A 15929-nucleotide genomic window follows, 5' to 3' on the forward strand; every position below is an offset into this window, starting at 1 on the left:
CGACAAAAACAGCGCGAGTACAGACGGGTCCAGACTGCTCAATCCAGCGTCGCGGGGTCGGCTGTCTCGGGCGCGTGCCGGTCGAGAAAGGTCTCTAAATCGCGGAAGTCGTCGAGTCGTTCGCGGAGCGTCTCGTGGTCCCAGTCCCACCATTCAGTCGCTGCGATGCGAGCCGCGATGTCCTCTGGGAAACGCCGCCGAATCGGCTCGGCGGGGACGCCCGCAACGATGGAGTACGGCGCCACGTCGTCGGCAACGACGGCACCCGCGCCCACGACGGCCCCATCACCGATAGAGACACCGGGGAGGACGATGGCACCGTGGCCAATCCACACGTCGTGACCGACTTCGACTGGCTGGTCGGCCCGCCATTCGAATATCGATTCGTCGTCTTTTCCGAGGTCGTACATCGCCGCGCGATAGGTGAAGTGATGTGCCGTCGGGCGGTCGATGGGGTGGTTGGTCGGCCCGAGTCTGGCCGCGGCGGCGACGTTGCCGAACTTCCCAATGGTCGTGAAATCCAGCTGTACGTCCTCCATGAGATAGGTGTAGTCGCCGATAGCAGACTCGTTGAGTCGAGACCGTTGCCGAACCTCGGTCCACGCCCCGAGTTCGCTCTCAGTGATCGAGACGGGGTCGTGCAGCGTCGGGTCGGGACCGAGCGACCGGGTCCGGTCCGCCCCGTAGTCCTCGACGTACGTCACTGGCGACGCCCCATCGTCGAGGCCAGTATCTTCTTCGGCGCGTTTACGAAGGCGTCGAGGACGCCGGTCTGTTCGGTGTCGTCGTCCTCTCGCAGGTACGACCGGACACGCTGACTGATTAGTTCAACAGATCCGGCTAACAGGAAGATCAGAATGATACAGGCCATCATATTGGTGTAGTGGAACGTCTGTCGCTGGATGTACAGTTCCAGACCCAGGCCGCCGCCGCCGATGATACCGAGGCCGATAGCGGCCCGCACGTTGTGTTCCAGATCGAAGGCGATCCAGGCGATAAACTGCCGGAACACCTGACTGAGCATCCCGAAAGAGACGACCTGCGAGCGGTTCGCGCCCGTCGAGCGGATCCCCTCGATGGGTCCGTCCTCTATCTCTTCGAGCTCATCGGTGAACAACCGGCCGAGGTATCCCGTTGTGTCGACCATTATCGCCAGAGCTGCGGTGAACGGTGTGACCCCGGCCAGCGGGATGAGTATCAGGAACCAGACAAGTCCGGGGATAGCTCGAATGAGGCTCATCGTCCCGCGGAAGACGAAATTGAACGGGTAGGGGACAACCCGCTCGCTTGCCATCACGCCGAAAAAGAGCGCGCCGGGCAGTCCGAGTACCGACCCAGCGAATGCGACAGCTAACGTGACGAACATAGCGCCCCAGACGATCTGTCCGTTCTCGACGGTGAGAATAAGATTCTCCGCCATCATGAACGCCCAGTACTCACCGAGATCAACGAACGGAACGCCGAAGTACGTCGTCGGTGGGAAGTACCCCAGTAGTGCCTCGTAGAACTGGTCGAGTTGCTCGACCAGCATCAGCAGTTCGAACTCGATTACGCGGAGACTGAAATAAAATATCAAACCGGTGCCAACAAGGCCTAAAAGCGTCCAGAGCCGCCGTTTCGTCTTACGGCGCTTCATCTCCTGAAGTTTCTGTTCCGCGGCGGTGTCGCCCACGTCGTCGAACCCGAAGTATGTCGCGACGCGGTTGCCGTCGGCCGAACTCACGCTTCGACCCTCCGCTCGTGATCCTCGTCTCCGGGGAGACCGGCAGCGCCGTCGGCGAGGTCGTCCTGGTCTGCTAGGCCGACCGTCTCGACGCTGCCGTACAGGTCGTCAATCAAATCGGGCGTCAGGCCCTCCCGACCCACGTCGAACAGTTTTTGACCGTCTTTCAAGCCGATGAATCGGTCGCCGAAGTGTGCGGCGATGTTAACCTGATGGAGGCTTACGAGCGCCGTCACATTATGCTCCATCGCGGCCTTCCGGAGGTAGCCCATCACTGTTTCGGCGCTGGCGGGGTCGAGGCTTGCGACCGGTTCGTCCGCGAGCAGGAGACGGGGGTCCTGGACCAGCGCGCGGGCGATGCCGACGCGCTGTTGCTGCCCGCCCGACATCTGAGTGACGCGCTGGTGGCTCTCGTCGAGCAGGCCGACTGTTTCCAGAGCCTCCAACGCCCGGACCTTGTCCTCGCGGGCCTGCCACTGAAGCAGGCTCTTGACCATCGAAACGCGGTCCAGAGACCCAGTGAGAGCGTTCAGGTACGCCGAGACGCCTTCCACAAGGTTGTGTTGCTGGAAGATCATCCCAACGTCTGTCCGCGACCCGCCAATCTCCTCGTCATCGAGATAGATACCGCCCTCAGTAGGCTCGGTCAGACCGTTGGCACAGCGCAACAGCGTCGACTTTCCCGCCCCAGACTCTCCGAGCAAGACCGCGAACTCGTCTTCAATCTCGAACGATACTGATTCGAGGGCTGTCACGTCACCGTACTCCTTTGTCAGGTTTTCTACCTTAAGCGTACTCATGATAAAAATAGTACCCTAAGCGCTTAGGCCGCGGGGTCAATGCCGACTGCGTTCATCCGTTTGATCACCGGTTGATATGTCTCCATTGAGGTGTCTCTAAGTGTCGTGAACGGCAGTTCCTCCTCGTTGTAGTCGTCCGGGTAGTACTGCTGGATAGTTTCCTTATCAGAGTTGACCAGTGCGTCGCCGATCGCCGATTTCTTCTCGGAGTCCCAGCTCTTGCGGGCGTACATCGGCTGTTTCGGGATGGGGAAGGACCACCAGATCGGCTTGAATGCCGGCGTTTCAGTCCCGAGCGTGTCGAGGAAGGAACTCTTGTCCAGCACGCGGTCGGGGAAGTCTGACTTGTACTTCTCGGGGATGTGCGGGATGCCATTCCCACCCCAGGTGGTCGCGCCGTCAGCCTCGCCGTTCCCGAGTTTCTGCAGAGCGATGTCGTGGTCGGTCCAGCTCCCTTCGAAGTCTTCCGGCGGCCCCTTGGGTGCCTCACCGATGTCGAGGCCAGCCTCCTGAAGCGTGTAGAGCGCGAAAATGGAGCCGCTGGTCGAGAGGCGGTCGGCGAAAGCCCACGTCTTGCCCTCCACGTCTGTCCGCTCTGAAATCTCCGAGTCCGGTTTGACTAGCATTACCGAGAAGTAGAACGCCGACCCGCCCGTGACGGTCGTTCCGTAGACGTCCATCAGGTCGGGGTTGGAGATGAGTGTCACGTCGTCCATGCCGATCTCGGCCTGCTCACTCTCCAGCGCCGGTCGGATAGCGGAGTAATCTTGTGGGACCTTCATTTCCACGTTGACGCCGTCAACCTCGCCGTTGATGAGGTTCTGGACCGGCTTGTAGCGCCGACGGGCGTCGGCCGGCGTCCCCGGCGTCAGCAGCATCGTGACGCTCTCTGCGCCGCCACCACTCCCACCGCCCATCACGGAGCTGCACCCGGCGAGACCAAATGTCGCAGCGGCGGCCGCACCACCGGCGAGGAATCGACGGCGGTTGACCGCACCAGACTGTGTCCCGTTCGTTGTGTCCGATACCCCGAACCCGTATTCAGTCGCGTCGTCTGACATCATCTGTGGGCTGGTAAAGGGGTCGAATAACAGTTGGCTGCGTAGAGTCCGGAGCGTCCACCTGTCTGAGGGCGGCTGGTGACTATCTCCACAACGTGGCTAGCAAGTACATACCCGTATAGACGCACAGAGACAGGAGGGGGAGCGAACCCCAGCAGCTGGTCGGGCATAGAGAGTACCGAGTGAAGCCTTATGCGGTAGTTGCAGTCCTGATAGAGTGAGTGCATGGTTGACCCATATGATCGGTCGGACCGGTTCGAGCTGATCGCCGCCTGCGAGGGCGGGACGCTCGCCCGGTTCGCCAACGATGTCCTCGCGGACGACCCGCCGCTGTCCGTCCGTCAGGAGCCACGGCCGCAGTTGGTGATGCAACAGGTACGCGAACCGGTCGAGCGACGGCCGTTCAATCTCGGGGAGGTCCTTGTGACGCCCGCCGAGGTCGAACTCGACGGCGCTCGCGGATTCGCAATGCTCCCCGGCAAGCGCGAGCGCGCCGCGCTTTCTGGGGCTATCGTCGACGCCGCCGTCGCCGGCGACCACGAGGCGACGCCGGACATCGTCGCGGCGCTCGAAGCGGTCGCCGACAGCGAGCGCGACCAGCGGCGGCGGGCGTGGGCCGAGAGCAAGCATACGGCCGTCGACTTCCAGACGATGGAGGGCGAGGAATGAGGGCGCTCGGTCTCGACCCAGTCCACGACACGCGCGACGCGTTCGACGGTCTGCTCGAAGCGATGAGTCGGCCGGGAACGGTCCAGTCCGTCCCGTCGCCGGCAGACCAGGCCGTCGTCTCGACGCTAGTCGACCACGAAGTGACGCTCTCGACGACCGACGAGACGCTCCGCGACGCGCTCTCGGACCAGGGGCGTCTCGACGCCGCGCCGCCCGAGACGGCCGACATCGTCCACCTCACCGGCGACCGAGACGTCGACGTACGCGAGTGCGAGCGCGGGACGCTCGTCGAACCCAGCGACGGCGCGACGGTCGTCTACCGCGTGGCGTCGCTCGCCGCTGGGGCCGCCGGGGCCGGGACGACCGTTCGGATTACCGGGCCGGGCGTCGACGGGGAGACGACGCTGTCGGTGTCGCTGCCCGCCGCAGATCTGGCCGCGCTCACCGACGCCCAGTCGAGCTATCCCCGGGGCGTCGACGCGGTGTTCGCGGCCGACGACAGCCTCGCGGCCCTCCCCCGGTCGCTCACCGCGGAGGTGGTCTGAATGGGATACGTTGCCGTCACCGCCGGCGAGGAACTCATCGAGCGCGCGGCCGACTTATTCGAGAGTCAGCGGATCGGTGACTCCGAGGACGTCGATGTCGACCAGATTCGCGACCAGTTCGGTCGCCTCACCGCCCAGGCGATGGGCGAGGGCGGACTGTACGCCCCACGACTGGCTGCGCTGGCGGTCAAGCAGGCCCAGGGGGACGCCGTCGAGGCCGCCTTCCTCCTACGGGCCTACCGTTCGACGCTGGAGCGCTTCGACGAGAGTGTCACAGTCGAGCCAAGCGAGATGATCGCCTCGCGGCGCGTCTCCCCGGCGTTCAAAGATGTCCCTGGCGGCCAGATTCTCGGCGCGACCAAGGACTACACCCAGCGCCTACTGGACTTCGACCTCGTCGACGGCGACCCGACGGACCCGACCGAGGACTGGGACGTCGAGGACGCAGGCGAACCCGAGCGGCTCACGAACGTCACAGAACTGCTCCGCGAGGAGGGCCTGCTCCACGAACCGACCGCCCCGGACGTTGAGGAGCCAAACGACACCACGCGGGAGTCGGTGACGCATCCGCCCGAGCGCGACGAGGTGTTACAGGAACTCGCCCGGGGCGAGACCGGCGCTGTGACGGCGCTCGGCTACTCCGCGCTCCGGGGGTACGGCCAGGTCCACCCGACATTGGCGGAGGTCCGCGTCGGCGACCTGCCGGTCCGCATCGAACACCCCTACACCGGCGACGACGTGACCGTCGCGCACACTCGCGTAACCGAGTCAGAGGCCGTCGTGCCTGTCTACGAGAAGCGCGAGGACCCCCAGTTCGCCTTCGGCTACGGCCTGACGTTCGGTCGCAACGAACGCAAGGCCATCGGGATGACGATCCTCGACGCCTCGATACAGCTCGACGGCGAGGCCGAACCGGCCGAGGACGCCGAGTTCGTCCTCGACACGGTCGACGGGATGGACGCCTTCGGCTTCATCGAGCACCTCAAACTGCCCCACTACGTCACCTTCCAGTCGATTCTGGACCGCATCCGCGCGATCCGGGAGCGCCAGGGGCTTCGTGAGGACGGACGCGTCGACGACGAACAGCCAGCCGAACCGGCAGTCGCGGGAGCGAGTGACGATGACTGAGGACACCACCACTAACGACGTCTCGCCCGACGGGGGGACACCCGTCGCGACCGACTCCGTCGACGCCGCGCTGGATTCGCTCGACGGCGACGGCCTCGCGGGGTACAACTACGCGTATCTCGACGAACACACCAAGCGCGAGGTCCGGCGGTCGATGCTGAAGGCCGTCGCCATCCCCGGCCACCAGGTGCCCTACGCCTCACGGCCGATGCCGCTGGCCCGCGGGTGGGGGACCGGCGGGATACAGGCGTCGCTGTCGCTGCTCGGCCCCGACGACACGTTCAAAGTGATCGACCAGGGCGCAGACGAGAGCGTCAACGCGGCCAACATCCGCCGGCTAGCGGAGAACACGGCAGAAGTGGAGACGACGACGGACACCACCGCCGCCGACCTGATACAGAGCCGCCACCGCATCCCGGAGGAGGTGCTGACCGACGACCAGCGCCTCGTGTTGCAGGTGCCGGTCACCGACGCCCTCCGGAAGGTCGACCCCTCCGACGCCGCGAACCGACAGCGACACGCCCACCGGAACTACGGGAAGATGTGGGTCCACCTCTACGAGAACGTCGTCGAGTACGGCGAGATCCAGATCGCGTCGCGGTACCCGACGATGGTTGCCGGGCGCTACCTGATGGACCCCTCGCCTATCCCTCGGTGGGACGTGCCGAAACTCGACGATGCCGACCACCTCACCGTGCTGGCCGCCGGCCGAGAGGCACGCATCTACGCCGTCCCGCCCCACACAGAGGTCGAACCGCTGGCCTTCGAGGACCGCGAGTTCACGGTCGAGCGGTTCCCGGACGAGGCCTGTCACGCCTGCGGATCGACCGACACCTACCTCGTCGAAGTCTCGGAGGCCGCCGCGGACGCGGACGGAGGCTTCGAGACGCGCTACGCCTGCAATGACGCGAGCTTCTGTGAGAAGCGCCGCGAGAATCCCGACCTGTCGAAGACCCACCACCTCGACCGTGAGAGCGTCGACTGGGGGCCGGGAACGAGTGAGACGGCCACAGCAGACGACGGGGCGGCCCGTGCGGCCACGGACGACGACGCTGTCACAGGCGACGAGGCGGTCCGTGGAGGTGACGGGCAGTGACGCTGCTCGACGCCGAGGGCCTGGAGACGGTGTACGGGCCCAGATGTCCACAGTGCGTCGAGTCGACGGGCGACCGCGCCGGGACGAACCAGTGTCCCCACTGCGGGAGCGTCGTGGCCTGCGCCGAGGCCGACCTCGACGTCGAGGCCGGCGAGGTGCTCGGCATCGTCGGCGAGTCCGGCAGCGGCAAGTCCAGCCTCGCTGAACTGGTCGCACTGGAGCGCGATTCGGACGCGAAAACCGCCGGAGAAGTGCGCTACGCCGGCCACGACGGCAACCTGCTCGACGTCGACTACGAGACGCGTCACGACCTCCGGACCGGCGACATCGCCCTGGTCCACCAGCACATCCGCGACGGACTGAACCTCTCGTTCACTGGCGGCGGCAACGTCGCCGAGAAACTGCTCTCGGCGGGCGAGCGGTCCTACGAGGACGTCCGCGAGCGCGTCCGGGACCTGTTTGAGGCGACCGAGATTCCCGTCACCCGGATGGACGACCCCACCAGCACCTACTCCGGCGGGATGCAGCGCCGGGTCCAGATAGCCCGTGCGCTGGCGACGGACCCCGACCTGGTCGTGCTGGACGAACCGACCACAGGGCTGGACGTGAGCGTCCAGGCCCGCGTCCTCGACATGTTCCGGCGCGTCCAGCGCGAGGAGGGCGTCGCGGCCATCGTCGTCTCGCACGACCTGAGCGTCGTCCGCCTGCTGGCCGACCGGACGCTGGTGATGCGCCACGGGCGCGTCGTCGAGTCCGGCCTCACGGACCGCGTGATGGAAGACCCGCACCACGAGTACACCCAGACCCTCATCAACTCAGTCATATGACAGTCCTGTCCGTCGACGGTCTCTCGAAGACCTTCGACATGCACGTGCTCGGCGACACGCAGGTCGTCGGCCTCGACGGCGTATCGTTCGACGTGCGCGAGGGCGAGTTCCTCGCTATCGTCGGAGAGTCCGGCAGCGGCAAGTCCTCGCTGCTGAAGTGCCTCTATCGCACCTACGAGCCCAGTTCGGGCGCCGTCGTCTACCACGGCCCCGACGGCGACGTGGACCTCGCGTCCTGTCCCGACCGGACGGTCATCGACCTCCGGGGCGACGCCATCGGCTACACTTCCCAGTTCCTCGACGAGATACCGCGCGTCCCCGCAGTCGACGTGGTCGCGCGGCCGCTCGTCGAGCAGGGGACCGACCGCGAGGACGCCCGGGACACCGCCCGCGACCTCCTGTCCGCGCTGTCAGTGCCGGAGGAACTCTGGCAGGCGTACCCGGCGACGTTCTCCGGCGGGGAGCGCCAGCGCGTCAACCTCGCGCAGGCACTCGCGCCGGAACCGGACCTGCTCCTGCTCGACGAACCGACGAGCGCCCTCGACCCCGAGACGCGCCGGGCCGCCATCGACCTGCTCTCGACGTCGCTGGACGCGGGGACCACAGTGGTCGGCGTCTTCCACGACACCGACGTCGTGGAGGCCGTCGCCGACCGGGTGGTCGTGCTGGACGACGGCCGCCTCCGTCGGGTCGTCCCCATCGACGCCTTCGACGGAGAGGTGGTGGTCGGATGAGTTCGACCGCTCAGACCGCCGCAGAGAGCGTCGCCATCGTCGGCGGCCGGGTCGTCACGCCCGACGCGGTCGTCGAGGGCGGCGTCCGCGTCGAGGGGGACCGAATCGTGAGCGTGGGTGCTGTCGACGCCGACGCCGACACCGTCGTGGACGCCAACGGCCGCCTGATCCTGCCCGGCCTCGTCGACCTGCACGGCGACGATATCGAGACGCACCTCCACCCGCGGTCGGGTGCGCGCATGCCCCCGTCGATGGCGCTCGCGTCCGCGGACCGTGCGAACCTCGCGGCCGGCATCACGACGAAGTTCCACGCCATCTCCTTCGAGGACGACGCGGACGAGGACCGCTCGCCGGAACTCGCGGCGACGCTGACCGACGCCATCGCCGCCGCCGACGACCTGCTCGCGGACCACCGCCTGCACGCCCGGTGTGAGGTGACCCAGCGCCGGTGCGTCGACGCGGTGCTGGACGTCGTCGAGAACGGCGACGCCGACCTCGTCTCGGTGATGAGCCACGTCCCCGGCAAGGGCCAGTTCCGCGACGTCGAGGCGTTCAAGCGGTACTACGAGAACGCCGACGACCGCACGGTTGAGGAGGCCGAGGAGATGATCGCCGAGCGAACCGACATCTCGATGGCGACGCTCCGCGAGCGTGTGGACCGGGTCGTCGCGGCCGCCCACGACGCCGGCGCGGTGACGGCCTCCCACGACGACGAGGACCCCGCCGAGGTCGACCGACTGAGCGAGGCCGGCGTGGACATCACGGAGTACCCCATCACGCTGGAGACGGCCGAACGGGCCACCGACATCGGGATGACGACAGCGATGGGCGCGCCGAACCTCGTCCGTGGGGAGAGCCAGTGGGGCAACCTCTCGACAGCCGACGCCATCAGGGCTGGCGTGGTCGACGCGCTGGTCGCGGACTACCACCCCCCGTCGCTGCTCGCCGGCGCGTTCGTCGACACCGGCGAACCGCTCCCGGCGCGGGTCAGGCGGGTCAGCGCCGCCCCCGCCGACGCGGTCGGTCTCACCGACCGCGGCCGGATAGCGGACGGGGCGCGCGCCGACCTGCTGGTCGTCGACCGCGACCCGACGCCCACTGTGACGCGCGCACTCGTCGCCGGCCAGCCAGTGTACTGCGCGGACCCGGCGGCGGGAGGGACGCGATGACCGCCCGCGTCGGCGCGGCGATGGATATCCGCTACGGGACGACCGTCGAGGCGTTCGTGCGATACGTCACCGACCTTGGTCTCGACCACGTAGAGTTCAAGCGCGAGTACCTCGCGGGCCACCCCGACACGCCGGGGCCGCGAGCGGTCCGAGAACTGTGCGAGCGCTACGACGTCAGCGTCACGTACCACGCGCCGTTCCGGGACTGGAACACCGGGAGCTACGACGAGGTGGTCCGGCAGGACTCCGTCGAGCGAGTCAAGCGGACGCTCGACGACGCCGCCGACGCCGGGGCCGAGGCCGTCGTCGTCCACGGCGGGTCGGTCCCGGAGCGCTACCCCGAGTGGGTCCACGAACAGGCCTGGGAGAGCGCGAAGCGGTCGCTCGCGGAGTGCGCCGAGTACGCCCAGCTGGTCGGCGTCCCGCTCTGTCTGGAGAACCAGCCCTTCGACGAGACGACGCGGCGCTACACCACCACGCCAGACGACCTCGCGGCACTGCTCGAATCCGTCGACGTGATTCCGGAGTACCTCGGCGTCACGCTCGACGTCGGCCACGCGAAGGTGACCGGCGAGGACTGGCGCGACTTCGTCGACCGCTTCGGCGACCGAATCCGCGTCTGTCACCTCCACGACAATGACGGGACCGCCGACCAGCACGACCCGCTGTCTGCGCCCGAACCGTTGATCGACGCCATCCCGGCGGACTGCTTCGTCTTCGAGATGAAGTCCGTCGCCGACGTGGCCGCCTGCACCGACGGCGACGCCCCGCTTCCGGAGACGGGGGTGCCGGGCGATGACTGAGTACGACGCCGTCGTCTTCGACAACGACGGCGTGATCGTCGAACCCAGCGACCAGAGCGTTCTCGTCGACGCCGTCGTGGACGCCTTCGCGGCCTTCGACGTGCCGGTCGACGCGTCGACGGTCCGACAGTCCGTCGCCGAGGACGCGGTCCCGCGGGACCTGATCGCCGACCACGGCCTCGACGCCGAGGCGTTCTGGCACCAGCGCGAACTGACCGCGAGCCTCGCCCAGCAGGCCCACACCCGCGCGGGCGGCAAGCCCGTCTACGACGACGTGCGCGCGCTCGACGCGCTCGACGTGCCGCTGGGACTGGTCAGCAACAACCAGCACGCGACCGTCGAATTTCTGCTCGCTCACCACGACATCGACCGCTTCGACACCGCTTACGGCCGCCAGCCGACCCTCGCGGGCGCGGCCCGGCGCAAACCGGACCCGGCGTACATCGAGCAGGCGCTTTCTGACCTGGACGCGAGCGAGGCGCTGTACGTCGGGGACTCCGAGAAGGACGTTGTCGCGGCTCACCGCGCCGGCATCGACTCGGTCTTCCTCCGACGTGACCACGTCTCGGACGTGTCCCTCGACGTTGAACCGACCGCCGAGGTGGCGGATCTCCGGGCGCTGGTCGAGAGGCTGCCCGAACTGCACTGACCCCACCGGCGGCGCGCTCGCCGGTCCGAGATTCGGCGGCGTCCGGACAGTACGGACGGGACATTTATTCTGGAGGTGTCCGGGGTCATAGCATGCACCGACGTGCCGTCCTCGGATCGCTGGCCGCCGGGGTGGGGACACTGTTTGCCGGCTGTACTGGGTCGAGCGTCAACGGAACCGTGAGCACAAACGAGACGCCGCTCGTCCTCTCACACGACTACGCAGTTCAGGCGACGTACTCTGGCACTCAAATCGCCGTCGAGGTGACGGCCGAAAACGACGGCGACGAATCTATCACAACCGACCCGCCAGTCCCACGGATCGTCTGTACGTTTCGCTCCGATACCGGCGAGCAGGTATATCAAGCTGGACGCACGCTAGTGGACGCCGTTGGCGTCGGTGAGTCGACCACACTTGAGTTCGCACTTGGCGTCGATGTCGACGCCGTGGCACGCTACGAGCTCCGGTGCAAGTGGGTCGAGGAGTAGCGATCACCCGTCTTGATTGGCTGTCTCTCAGTGCAGAGCGGAAATTCGAAGCTGCGGCTTCCAGCTCATGCTTGACTCAGGCCCGCTGGTCGGCATTCTACACCGACCACTACTAGTGGGAGAGGAACCAAAGACGACGGGATGGAACCGGCTGACTTTCTGGAAGACGCCACGGTCACTGTTGCTGACGATGTGTACGCCGTCTGCCGGACGGCCCACCCAGACCCGGACGCGTTCGTGACGGTGCAGGACGAGACAGAGACCACCGTCGTCGTCGACCAGACCAGCCCAACCGTGGACGAGGCCGCTGACGTGGAACGTGGCTGGAAGCGACTGACCTTCGATGTTGAACTCCCGTTCGAACTGGTCGGGTTCCTCGCAGTTGTCGCGTCGGCCCTGGCCGACGCCGACGTCTCTGTGTTCGTCGTCTCGGCGTATTCGACGGACCACGTGCTCGTCAAACAGTCGGACCTCGAGACGGCGCTTCAGACGCTTGACGACCTCGGGTGTGCGGTTTGAGGCGAGTGCCGCTGAGGTCAAGCCGCGCGCTACGTATGCCAGCCGGGCTATGATACGTAAACGGAAAAACAGAAGCGATGAGTACTGAACACGCTTGCACCAACGTGTATTCGCTGACTGACGCTGACACGTGGCTGCACCAGTTCCGTGTGAACCGCCTCGGGTAGCCCCGAGGCACTCGGCCTGCTCACCTGTAGAGACGTTTGCAAGACGCTGCGATCCCATTTTACCGGCATTCCAACGGAACAACAGTACGACACAACCAGGGACTGGACCCTGCCCGATCGTTTGGAGGGAAATGGTGGGCCACAATGGGCAATTTGTGACCCACCGTACTGCTATGTCAGAGGCACGGCTGGGTTCCGGACCCGAGAAACCCTACCAGACGACCAGCAATCAGGGGTGGTTGAAGCGGGGACCAGAACCCACTCGGATGTAATAATCGCCTAGTAAATAGACTTTGTTGAGACATGTCATCGAATGGCATAAGATAAGCCCTCTCGGAAACCGGCCATCCTGCCACAGTCTCTAGCGGTGTCCACAGTTCTACGTCGCACAACTTCGGTCCCGCTATGTGCATCAACGGAGCAGTCAGTTGCTGAGAGTGGGAGAGTCGGGACACATCGAACTAGCGGATACCGCGGCGTCGACGACAGAGTTGAGCCCTGACACAGTCGATAGAATAGACGAATCAATGGGGCACAGAATCCACGCAGGTCTGAGGTGAATGCGGAGAAGCGTGCGCTATATCCTTCATGCCTGCCGAGTTCTGGACCGCAGCCAGACCGCTTACTGATACATTCAGGTAGAGACTGGCACGCCTGCACAACCACCACCGATCAGGCAACAACAGAGTGGGGGGTAGGTGTGCAGCCATGGGGCAGCAGCGTGCAACACACCATTGGAAGTCGTCATCCACGACAACGGGTTCTGGACCCGGGTCAGTTGCTGAATTGGGGCGATCCAGAGGGAAGTGGAGCGGGGACCAGAACCCAACCGATTATTATATGATTAGTATTAAAATACTTGTGCCTTAGACTGACTGTCTTTTTTTCATACAGCTGCTGGGGACTCACCGTCCAACTATCATGACAGCGGATAACTGCGCGTGTACCGCCGAAATTGTCGTCATGACGATCGCCGTCAACGAGGCACTGTTACGCTGAAAATTCAATTCTACAGACGTTCGCACCTGACCACATCGAGGTCCACAGCCTTGCCGAGGAAATGGTCACTCTCGGGCCAATGAAACCCGGGGCTGGTGGCGGCTTCGAGTACAAATCAAAGACGGACCAGTCAACGGAGCAGTATCAACATGTATTCCGGCGGTTTGACGACCTCATCGAGACGAAACCAGGTGAAGTGGTCTTCGTCGATTCTCTCACCGACTTCGTTCCGGTGATATGGAAGTTCTTCGAACCAGGCGATCTGTACTTTAGTGCGCAGACGATCTGTTATATTGTAGCTGAGTCAAACAGTATACTCATCGCTGCTGGAGATGCTGACTTCATCAGTGCACAGCGGCAGGGGCTGCTTGAACGGTCTTTCGAAGCTGTGCTCGACTTCGGATGGTTTGGCGAGGGACTCCGACAACGGCGTACGCTTACCGTCTCAAATTTCGACCTCGTGATCGACCGGGATCGGTTTGTCATTTCTGAGATAGAGACGATTCCCCCGGGACGATAATTGAGACCTCGTGGCTCCGTGCCTCGTCCCAGCGGGTCTATTGTATCAGTTACCGTTCCTGAGTCAAGTAGGGGTGGCTGGGGTGGCCGCGACCGTCTTGCTGTCGTCTGCGAGGCCTGCTCTCACCGCGGCTGAAAGACGTGAACCGGCCAGTCGGTTTCGTAGTCGAGCGCCACCTCCCGCTCTGTAGCCGTCGGCTCGCGCACCGTGAGTTCGACTGGGTCACCGATGGAGACATCGGCGTAATCGGCGGCGACGCGTCCGAGGAGGCGGCCACCGGCCGCGAGTTCTACGACGGCGACCGTGTATGGCGCGTCTTCCGCGAACGCCGGCGGTGGCGTGTGAACTGCCGTGTACGAGAAGATCTGTCCCTCACGGAGCTGTGGCTCGACGTCAACGGCGCGGCTACCGCAGGCGTAGCAAGCCGGCCGCGGCGGCAACAGGACCTGTCCACAGTCCGCACAGACCCCGCCCAGTAACTCGCCGTCCGCAAGGGCGTCGAAGAACCCCGGCAGTGTCTGGGGGTCGGTCGCATCGAGGTCGCTGTCAGTCATGGTGCCTCCGCCGTCGTGAGCACGTGGCCGACGGTGACAGCGTCAGCGACACCACCTTCGTTGAGCAACAGGGCCGTCTCGGCCCCCTCGACTGCTCGGTCATCTGCGGCTCCGGTGAGCTGCTCGTAGGCTTCGAGCGCCTGCAGGAGTCCGGTCGCGCCGATGGGGTGGCCGCGAGCCTTCAGCCCACCGCTCGGACTCAACTGCACGTCTGTCCAGCCGTCAGCCCGCTCCGCGGGCGGCAGGTAGCTCTGATAGCCCGTGCCTGTAGGCGCGAAGCCGGCAGCTTCCGCGAGGAGCGCCTCACAGACTGTGAACGCGTCGTGAACCTCCGCGATGTCGACAGCCGTGGCGTCGATGCCTGCCTCTTCGTACGCCGTCTCGGCAGCAATGCGAGCGCCAGCGATATCGGTCATGTTCCGCTCAGCGACCGCGATGTTGTTCGCAGCGGCCCCGCTGCCCGCGACGCGCACCTGCGGCCGGTCAAGGTCTGCCGCTAGTTCAGCGGTCGTCACGAGGACAGCGGCGGCACCGTCGCCGACTGGCGCGCAGTCGTAGAGTTTCAGCGGCGGGGCAACTGGGTCCGATTCCAGCACAGTCGCCACGTCGATTTCCTTCGGGAACTGCGCCCGAGGGTTGCGAGCAGCGTTGGCGTGATTCTTCACCGCGATCTCGGCAAGGTCCCGCTCCGTGGCGTCGGTCTCGTGGAGGTAGCGCTGGCCGAGCAGTGCGTACTGGCTGGGTGCGGTGATGCCGGAGCGCTGCTCGATGGCGCGGTCGAATGCCGCCGACAGCGCGTCCGTCGCGCCGCTGGTGCCCGCAGACGTCATCTTCTCGACACCGCAGGCGAGCACGGCCTCATGCTCACCGTTGCGGACATCCTTGACTGCGTGGCGCAGCGCGAGCGCGCCCGCGGCGGCACACCCTTCGACCCGTTCAGCGGGGACATACCGAAGGCCGGCCCACTCCGCCAGCAACGTCCCGTACATGATCTGGTGTTCGTAGCTCTCCGACTGATTACCGACGTACACCGCCTCAACAATGTCGGCAGGGTCGGGCAGTTCGTCGAACGCCTCCGCGAGAGCGACCGAGAACAGGTCGCGGCCTGGGAGGTCCGTGCGGCCGAGCGGTGAGGCACCGACCGATGCAATGACTGGCTGTGGCATCCGTGCCTCCATATATCGAGGTTCTTAGTTAACAGTTCACATTTTCACGGTGCCTGAACTGTTTTCCTGTCGGACGGCACAACCGTTTTTAACGGCTGAGAGAAAGGGGGATATAGAGACGATAGAGGCGGAGTTTCTCGGCGTGCAGGTGACACTCGCCGGACTGTTTCTGGTCATTCTCTTTGATGGAGTCTTTCCGTATCCGACTGTCGGACTGCTGTTCGGTGCTCTGGGAACGACTGTTTTCCTGATGCGCTGCTTTCAGATCCGTGGCCCTGACAGCTACGTCCCCGTACTGAGTAATCAAGCACG

Annotated in this window: 18 protein-coding genes; 12 read left to right on the forward strand and 6 right to left on the reverse strand. The window is 65.2% G+C overall.

The genetic code is table 11. The features are described from left to right. Positions 1-38 precede the first annotated feature (38 nt). From DVK01_RS13420 to DVK01_RS13435, 4 genes are read right to left on the reverse strand one after another with little or no spacing between them, the layout of a single operon-like run. A complete protein-coding gene (locus DVK01_RS13420; protein ID WP_101351877.1) occupies positions 39-704 on the reverse strand; it encodes a DapH/DapD/GlmU-related protein in 666 nt (221 codons plus the stop codon). After that, a complete protein-coding gene (phnE, locus tag DVK01_RS13425) occupies positions 701-1723 on the reverse strand; it encodes a phosphonate ABC transporter, permease protein PhnE (RefSeq protein WP_101351878.1) in 1023 nt (340 codons plus the stop codon). The genes DVK01_RS13420 and phnE overlap by 4 nt, the downstream gene beginning before the upstream one ends. Then, positions 1720-2523, reverse strand: coding sequence for a phosphonate ABC transporter ATP-binding protein (locus tag DVK01_RS13430; protein WP_101351879.1), 804 nt, complete (start codon positions 2521-2523; stop codon positions 1720-1722). Before DVK01_RS13430 ends, phnE begins: the two co-directional genes overlap by 4 nt. A 23-nt stretch (positions 2524-2546) precedes the next feature. Further along, positions 2547-3584 carry a PhnD/SsuA/transferrin family substrate-binding protein gene (locus DVK01_RS13435; RefSeq protein WP_101351942.1) on the reverse strand — a complete coding sequence of 346 codons (1038 nt, stop codon included), beginning with the start codon at positions 3582-3584 and terminating at the stop codon, positions 2547-2549. 225 nt (positions 3585-3809) lie between these two features. Here DVK01_RS13435 and phnG point away from each other — a divergent pair, with 225 nt between their 5' ends. From phnG to DVK01_RS13495, 12 genes are all read left to right on the forward strand, one after another. After that, positions 3810-4253, forward strand: a complete 444-nt coding sequence (gene phnG, locus DVK01_RS13440) for a phosphonate C-P lyase system protein PhnG (protein ID WP_101351880.1) — start codon at positions 3810-3812, stop codon at positions 4251-4253. Next, the gene (phnH, locus tag DVK01_RS13445; RefSeq protein ID WP_121537107.1) at positions 4250-4798 is read left to right on the forward strand and encodes a phosphonate C-P lyase system protein PhnH; all 549 of its coding nucleotides are present in this window, start codon (positions 4250-4252) and stop codon (positions 4796-4798) included. The genes phnG and phnH overlap by 4 nt, the downstream gene beginning before the upstream one ends. After that, on the forward strand, positions 4799-5926 hold the full coding sequence (locus tag DVK01_RS13450) for a carbon-phosphorus lyase complex subunit PhnI (RefSeq protein ID WP_101351882.1): 1128 nt from the start codon (positions 4799-4801) through the stop codon (positions 5924-5926). Next, positions 5919-7022, forward strand: a complete 1104-nt coding sequence (locus DVK01_RS13455) for an alpha-D-ribose 1-methylphosphonate 5-phosphate C-P-lyase PhnJ (RefSeq protein ID WP_233562777.1) — start codon at positions 5919-5921, stop codon at positions 7020-7022. Before DVK01_RS13450 ends, DVK01_RS13455 begins: the two co-directional genes overlap by 8 nt. Further along, complete coding sequence (locus DVK01_RS13460; RefSeq protein ID WP_101351883.1) at positions 7019-7849, forward strand: ATP-binding cassette domain-containing protein; 831 nt, start codon at positions 7019-7021, stop codon at positions 7847-7849. Before DVK01_RS13455 ends, DVK01_RS13460 begins: the two co-directional genes overlap by 4 nt. Beyond that, a complete protein-coding gene (locus DVK01_RS13465; RefSeq protein ID WP_101351884.1) occupies positions 7846-8583 on the forward strand; it encodes a phosphonate C-P lyase system protein PhnL in 738 nt (245 codons plus the stop codon). Before DVK01_RS13460 ends, DVK01_RS13465 begins: the two co-directional genes overlap by 4 nt. Next, positions 8580-9752, forward strand: a complete 1173-nt coding sequence (locus DVK01_RS13470; RefSeq protein ID WP_101351885.1) for an alpha-D-ribose 1-methylphosphonate 5-triphosphate diphosphatase — start codon at positions 8580-8582, stop codon at positions 9750-9752. The genes DVK01_RS13465 and DVK01_RS13470 overlap by 4 nt, the downstream gene beginning before the upstream one ends. Next, entirely contained in the window at positions 9749-10555 is an 807-nt protein-coding gene (locus DVK01_RS13475) for a sugar phosphate isomerase/epimerase (RefSeq protein ID WP_101351886.1), read from the forward strand. Before DVK01_RS13470 ends, DVK01_RS13475 begins: the two co-directional genes overlap by 4 nt. Beyond that, positions 10548-11204, forward strand: coding sequence for an HAD family hydrolase (locus DVK01_RS13480; protein WP_101351887.1), 657 nt, complete (start codon positions 10548-10550; stop codon positions 11202-11204). Before DVK01_RS13475 ends, DVK01_RS13480 begins: the two co-directional genes overlap by 8 nt. Positions 11205-11296: 92 nt before the next feature. Continuing rightward, positions 11297-11692, forward strand: coding sequence for a hypothetical protein (locus DVK01_RS13485; RefSeq protein ID WP_101351888.1), 396 nt, complete (start codon positions 11297-11299; stop codon positions 11690-11692). A 141-nt stretch (positions 11693-11833) separates the two neighbouring features. Beyond that, positions 11834-12211, forward strand: a complete 378-nt coding sequence (locus DVK01_RS13490) for an ACT domain-containing protein (protein ID WP_101351889.1) — start codon at positions 11834-11836, stop codon at positions 12209-12211. 1245 nt (positions 12212-13456) lie between these two features. Then, the gene (locus DVK01_RS13495; protein ID WP_101351890.1) at positions 13457-13897 is read left to right on the forward strand and encodes a hypothetical protein; all 441 of its coding nucleotides are present in this window, start codon (positions 13457-13459) and stop codon (positions 13895-13897) included. A gap of 122 nt (positions 13898-14019) precedes the next feature. Here the strand turns inward: DVK01_RS13495 and DVK01_RS13500 are convergent, their stop codons facing one another. After that, positions 14020-14451, reverse strand: a complete 432-nt coding sequence (locus DVK01_RS13500; RefSeq protein ID WP_121537111.1) for a Zn-ribbon domain-containing OB-fold protein — start codon at positions 14449-14451, stop codon at positions 14020-14022. Further along, positions 14448-15617 (reverse strand): beta-ketoacyl synthase N-terminal-like domain-containing protein, encoded by a 1170-nt coding sequence (locus DVK01_RS13505; RefSeq protein ID WP_101351943.1) that lies wholly within the window; start codon positions 15615-15617, stop codon positions 14448-14450. The genes DVK01_RS13500 and DVK01_RS13505 overlap by 4 nt, the downstream gene beginning before the upstream one ends. Positions 15618-15929 lie beyond the last annotated feature (312 nt).

Origin of the sequence: Haloarcula sp. Atlit-120R (genome assembly GCF_003665885.1) — an archaeon.
Classification (GTDB): domain Archaea; phylum Halobacteriota; class Halobacteria; order Halobacteriales; family Haloarculaceae; genus Haloarcula; species Haloarcula taiwanensis.

Excerpts from the sequence above, each read along its gene's own strand:
- DVK01_RS13430 (WP_101351879.1), bottom strand. The coding sequence starts at position 2,523 with ATGAGTACGCTTAAGGTAGAAAACCTGACAAAGGAGTACGGTGACGTG.
- DVK01_RS13490 (WP_101351889.1), top strand. The coding sequence starts at position 11,834 with ATGGAACCGGCTGACTTTCTGGAAGACGCCACGGTCACTGTTGCTGAC.
- DVK01_RS13505 (WP_101351943.1), bottom strand. The coding sequence starts at position 15,617 with ATGCCACAGCCAGTCATTGCATCGGTCGGTGCCTCACCGCTCGGCCGC.
- phnG (WP_101351880.1), top strand. The coding sequence starts at position 3,810 with ATGGTTGACCCATATGATCGGTCGGACCGGTTCGAGCTGATCGCCGCC.
- DVK01_RS13500 (WP_121537111.1), bottom strand. The coding sequence starts at position 14,451 with ATGACTGACAGCGACCTCGATGCGACCGACCCCCAGACACTGCCGGGG.
- DVK01_RS13475 (WP_101351886.1), top strand. The coding sequence starts at position 9,749 with ATGACCGCCCGCGTCGGCGCGGCGATGGATATCCGCTACGGGACGACC.
- DVK01_RS13465 (WP_101351884.1), top strand. The coding sequence starts at position 7,846 with ATGACAGTCCTGTCCGTCGACGGTCTCTCGAAGACCTTCGACATGCAC.
- phnH (WP_121537107.1), top strand. The coding sequence starts at position 4,250 with ATGAGGGCGCTCGGTCTCGACCCAGTCCACGACACGCGCGACGCGTTC.
- DVK01_RS13470 (WP_101351885.1), top strand. The coding sequence starts at position 8,580 with ATGAGTTCGACCGCTCAGACCGCCGCAGAGAGCGTCGCCATCGTCGGC.
- DVK01_RS13455 (WP_233562777.1), top strand. The coding sequence starts at position 5,919 with ATGACTGAGGACACCACCACTAACGACGTCTCGCCCGACGGGGGGACA.
- DVK01_RS13450 (WP_101351882.1), top strand. The coding sequence starts at position 4,799 with ATGGGATACGTTGCCGTCACCGCCGGCGAGGAACTCATCGAGCGCGCG.
- DVK01_RS13435 (WP_101351942.1), bottom strand. The coding sequence starts at position 3,584 with ATGTCAGACGACGCGACTGAATACGGGTTCGGGGTATCGGACACAACG.
- DVK01_RS13480 (WP_101351887.1), top strand. The coding sequence starts at position 10,548 with ATGACTGAGTACGACGCCGTCGTCTTCGACAACGACGGCGTGATCGTC.
- DVK01_RS13495 (WP_101351890.1), top strand. The coding sequence starts at position 13,457 with ATGAAACCCGGGGCTGGTGGCGGCTTCGAGTACAAATCAAAGACGGAC.
- DVK01_RS13485 (WP_101351888.1), top strand. The coding sequence starts at position 11,297 with ATGCACCGACGTGCCGTCCTCGGATCGCTGGCCGCCGGGGTGGGGACA.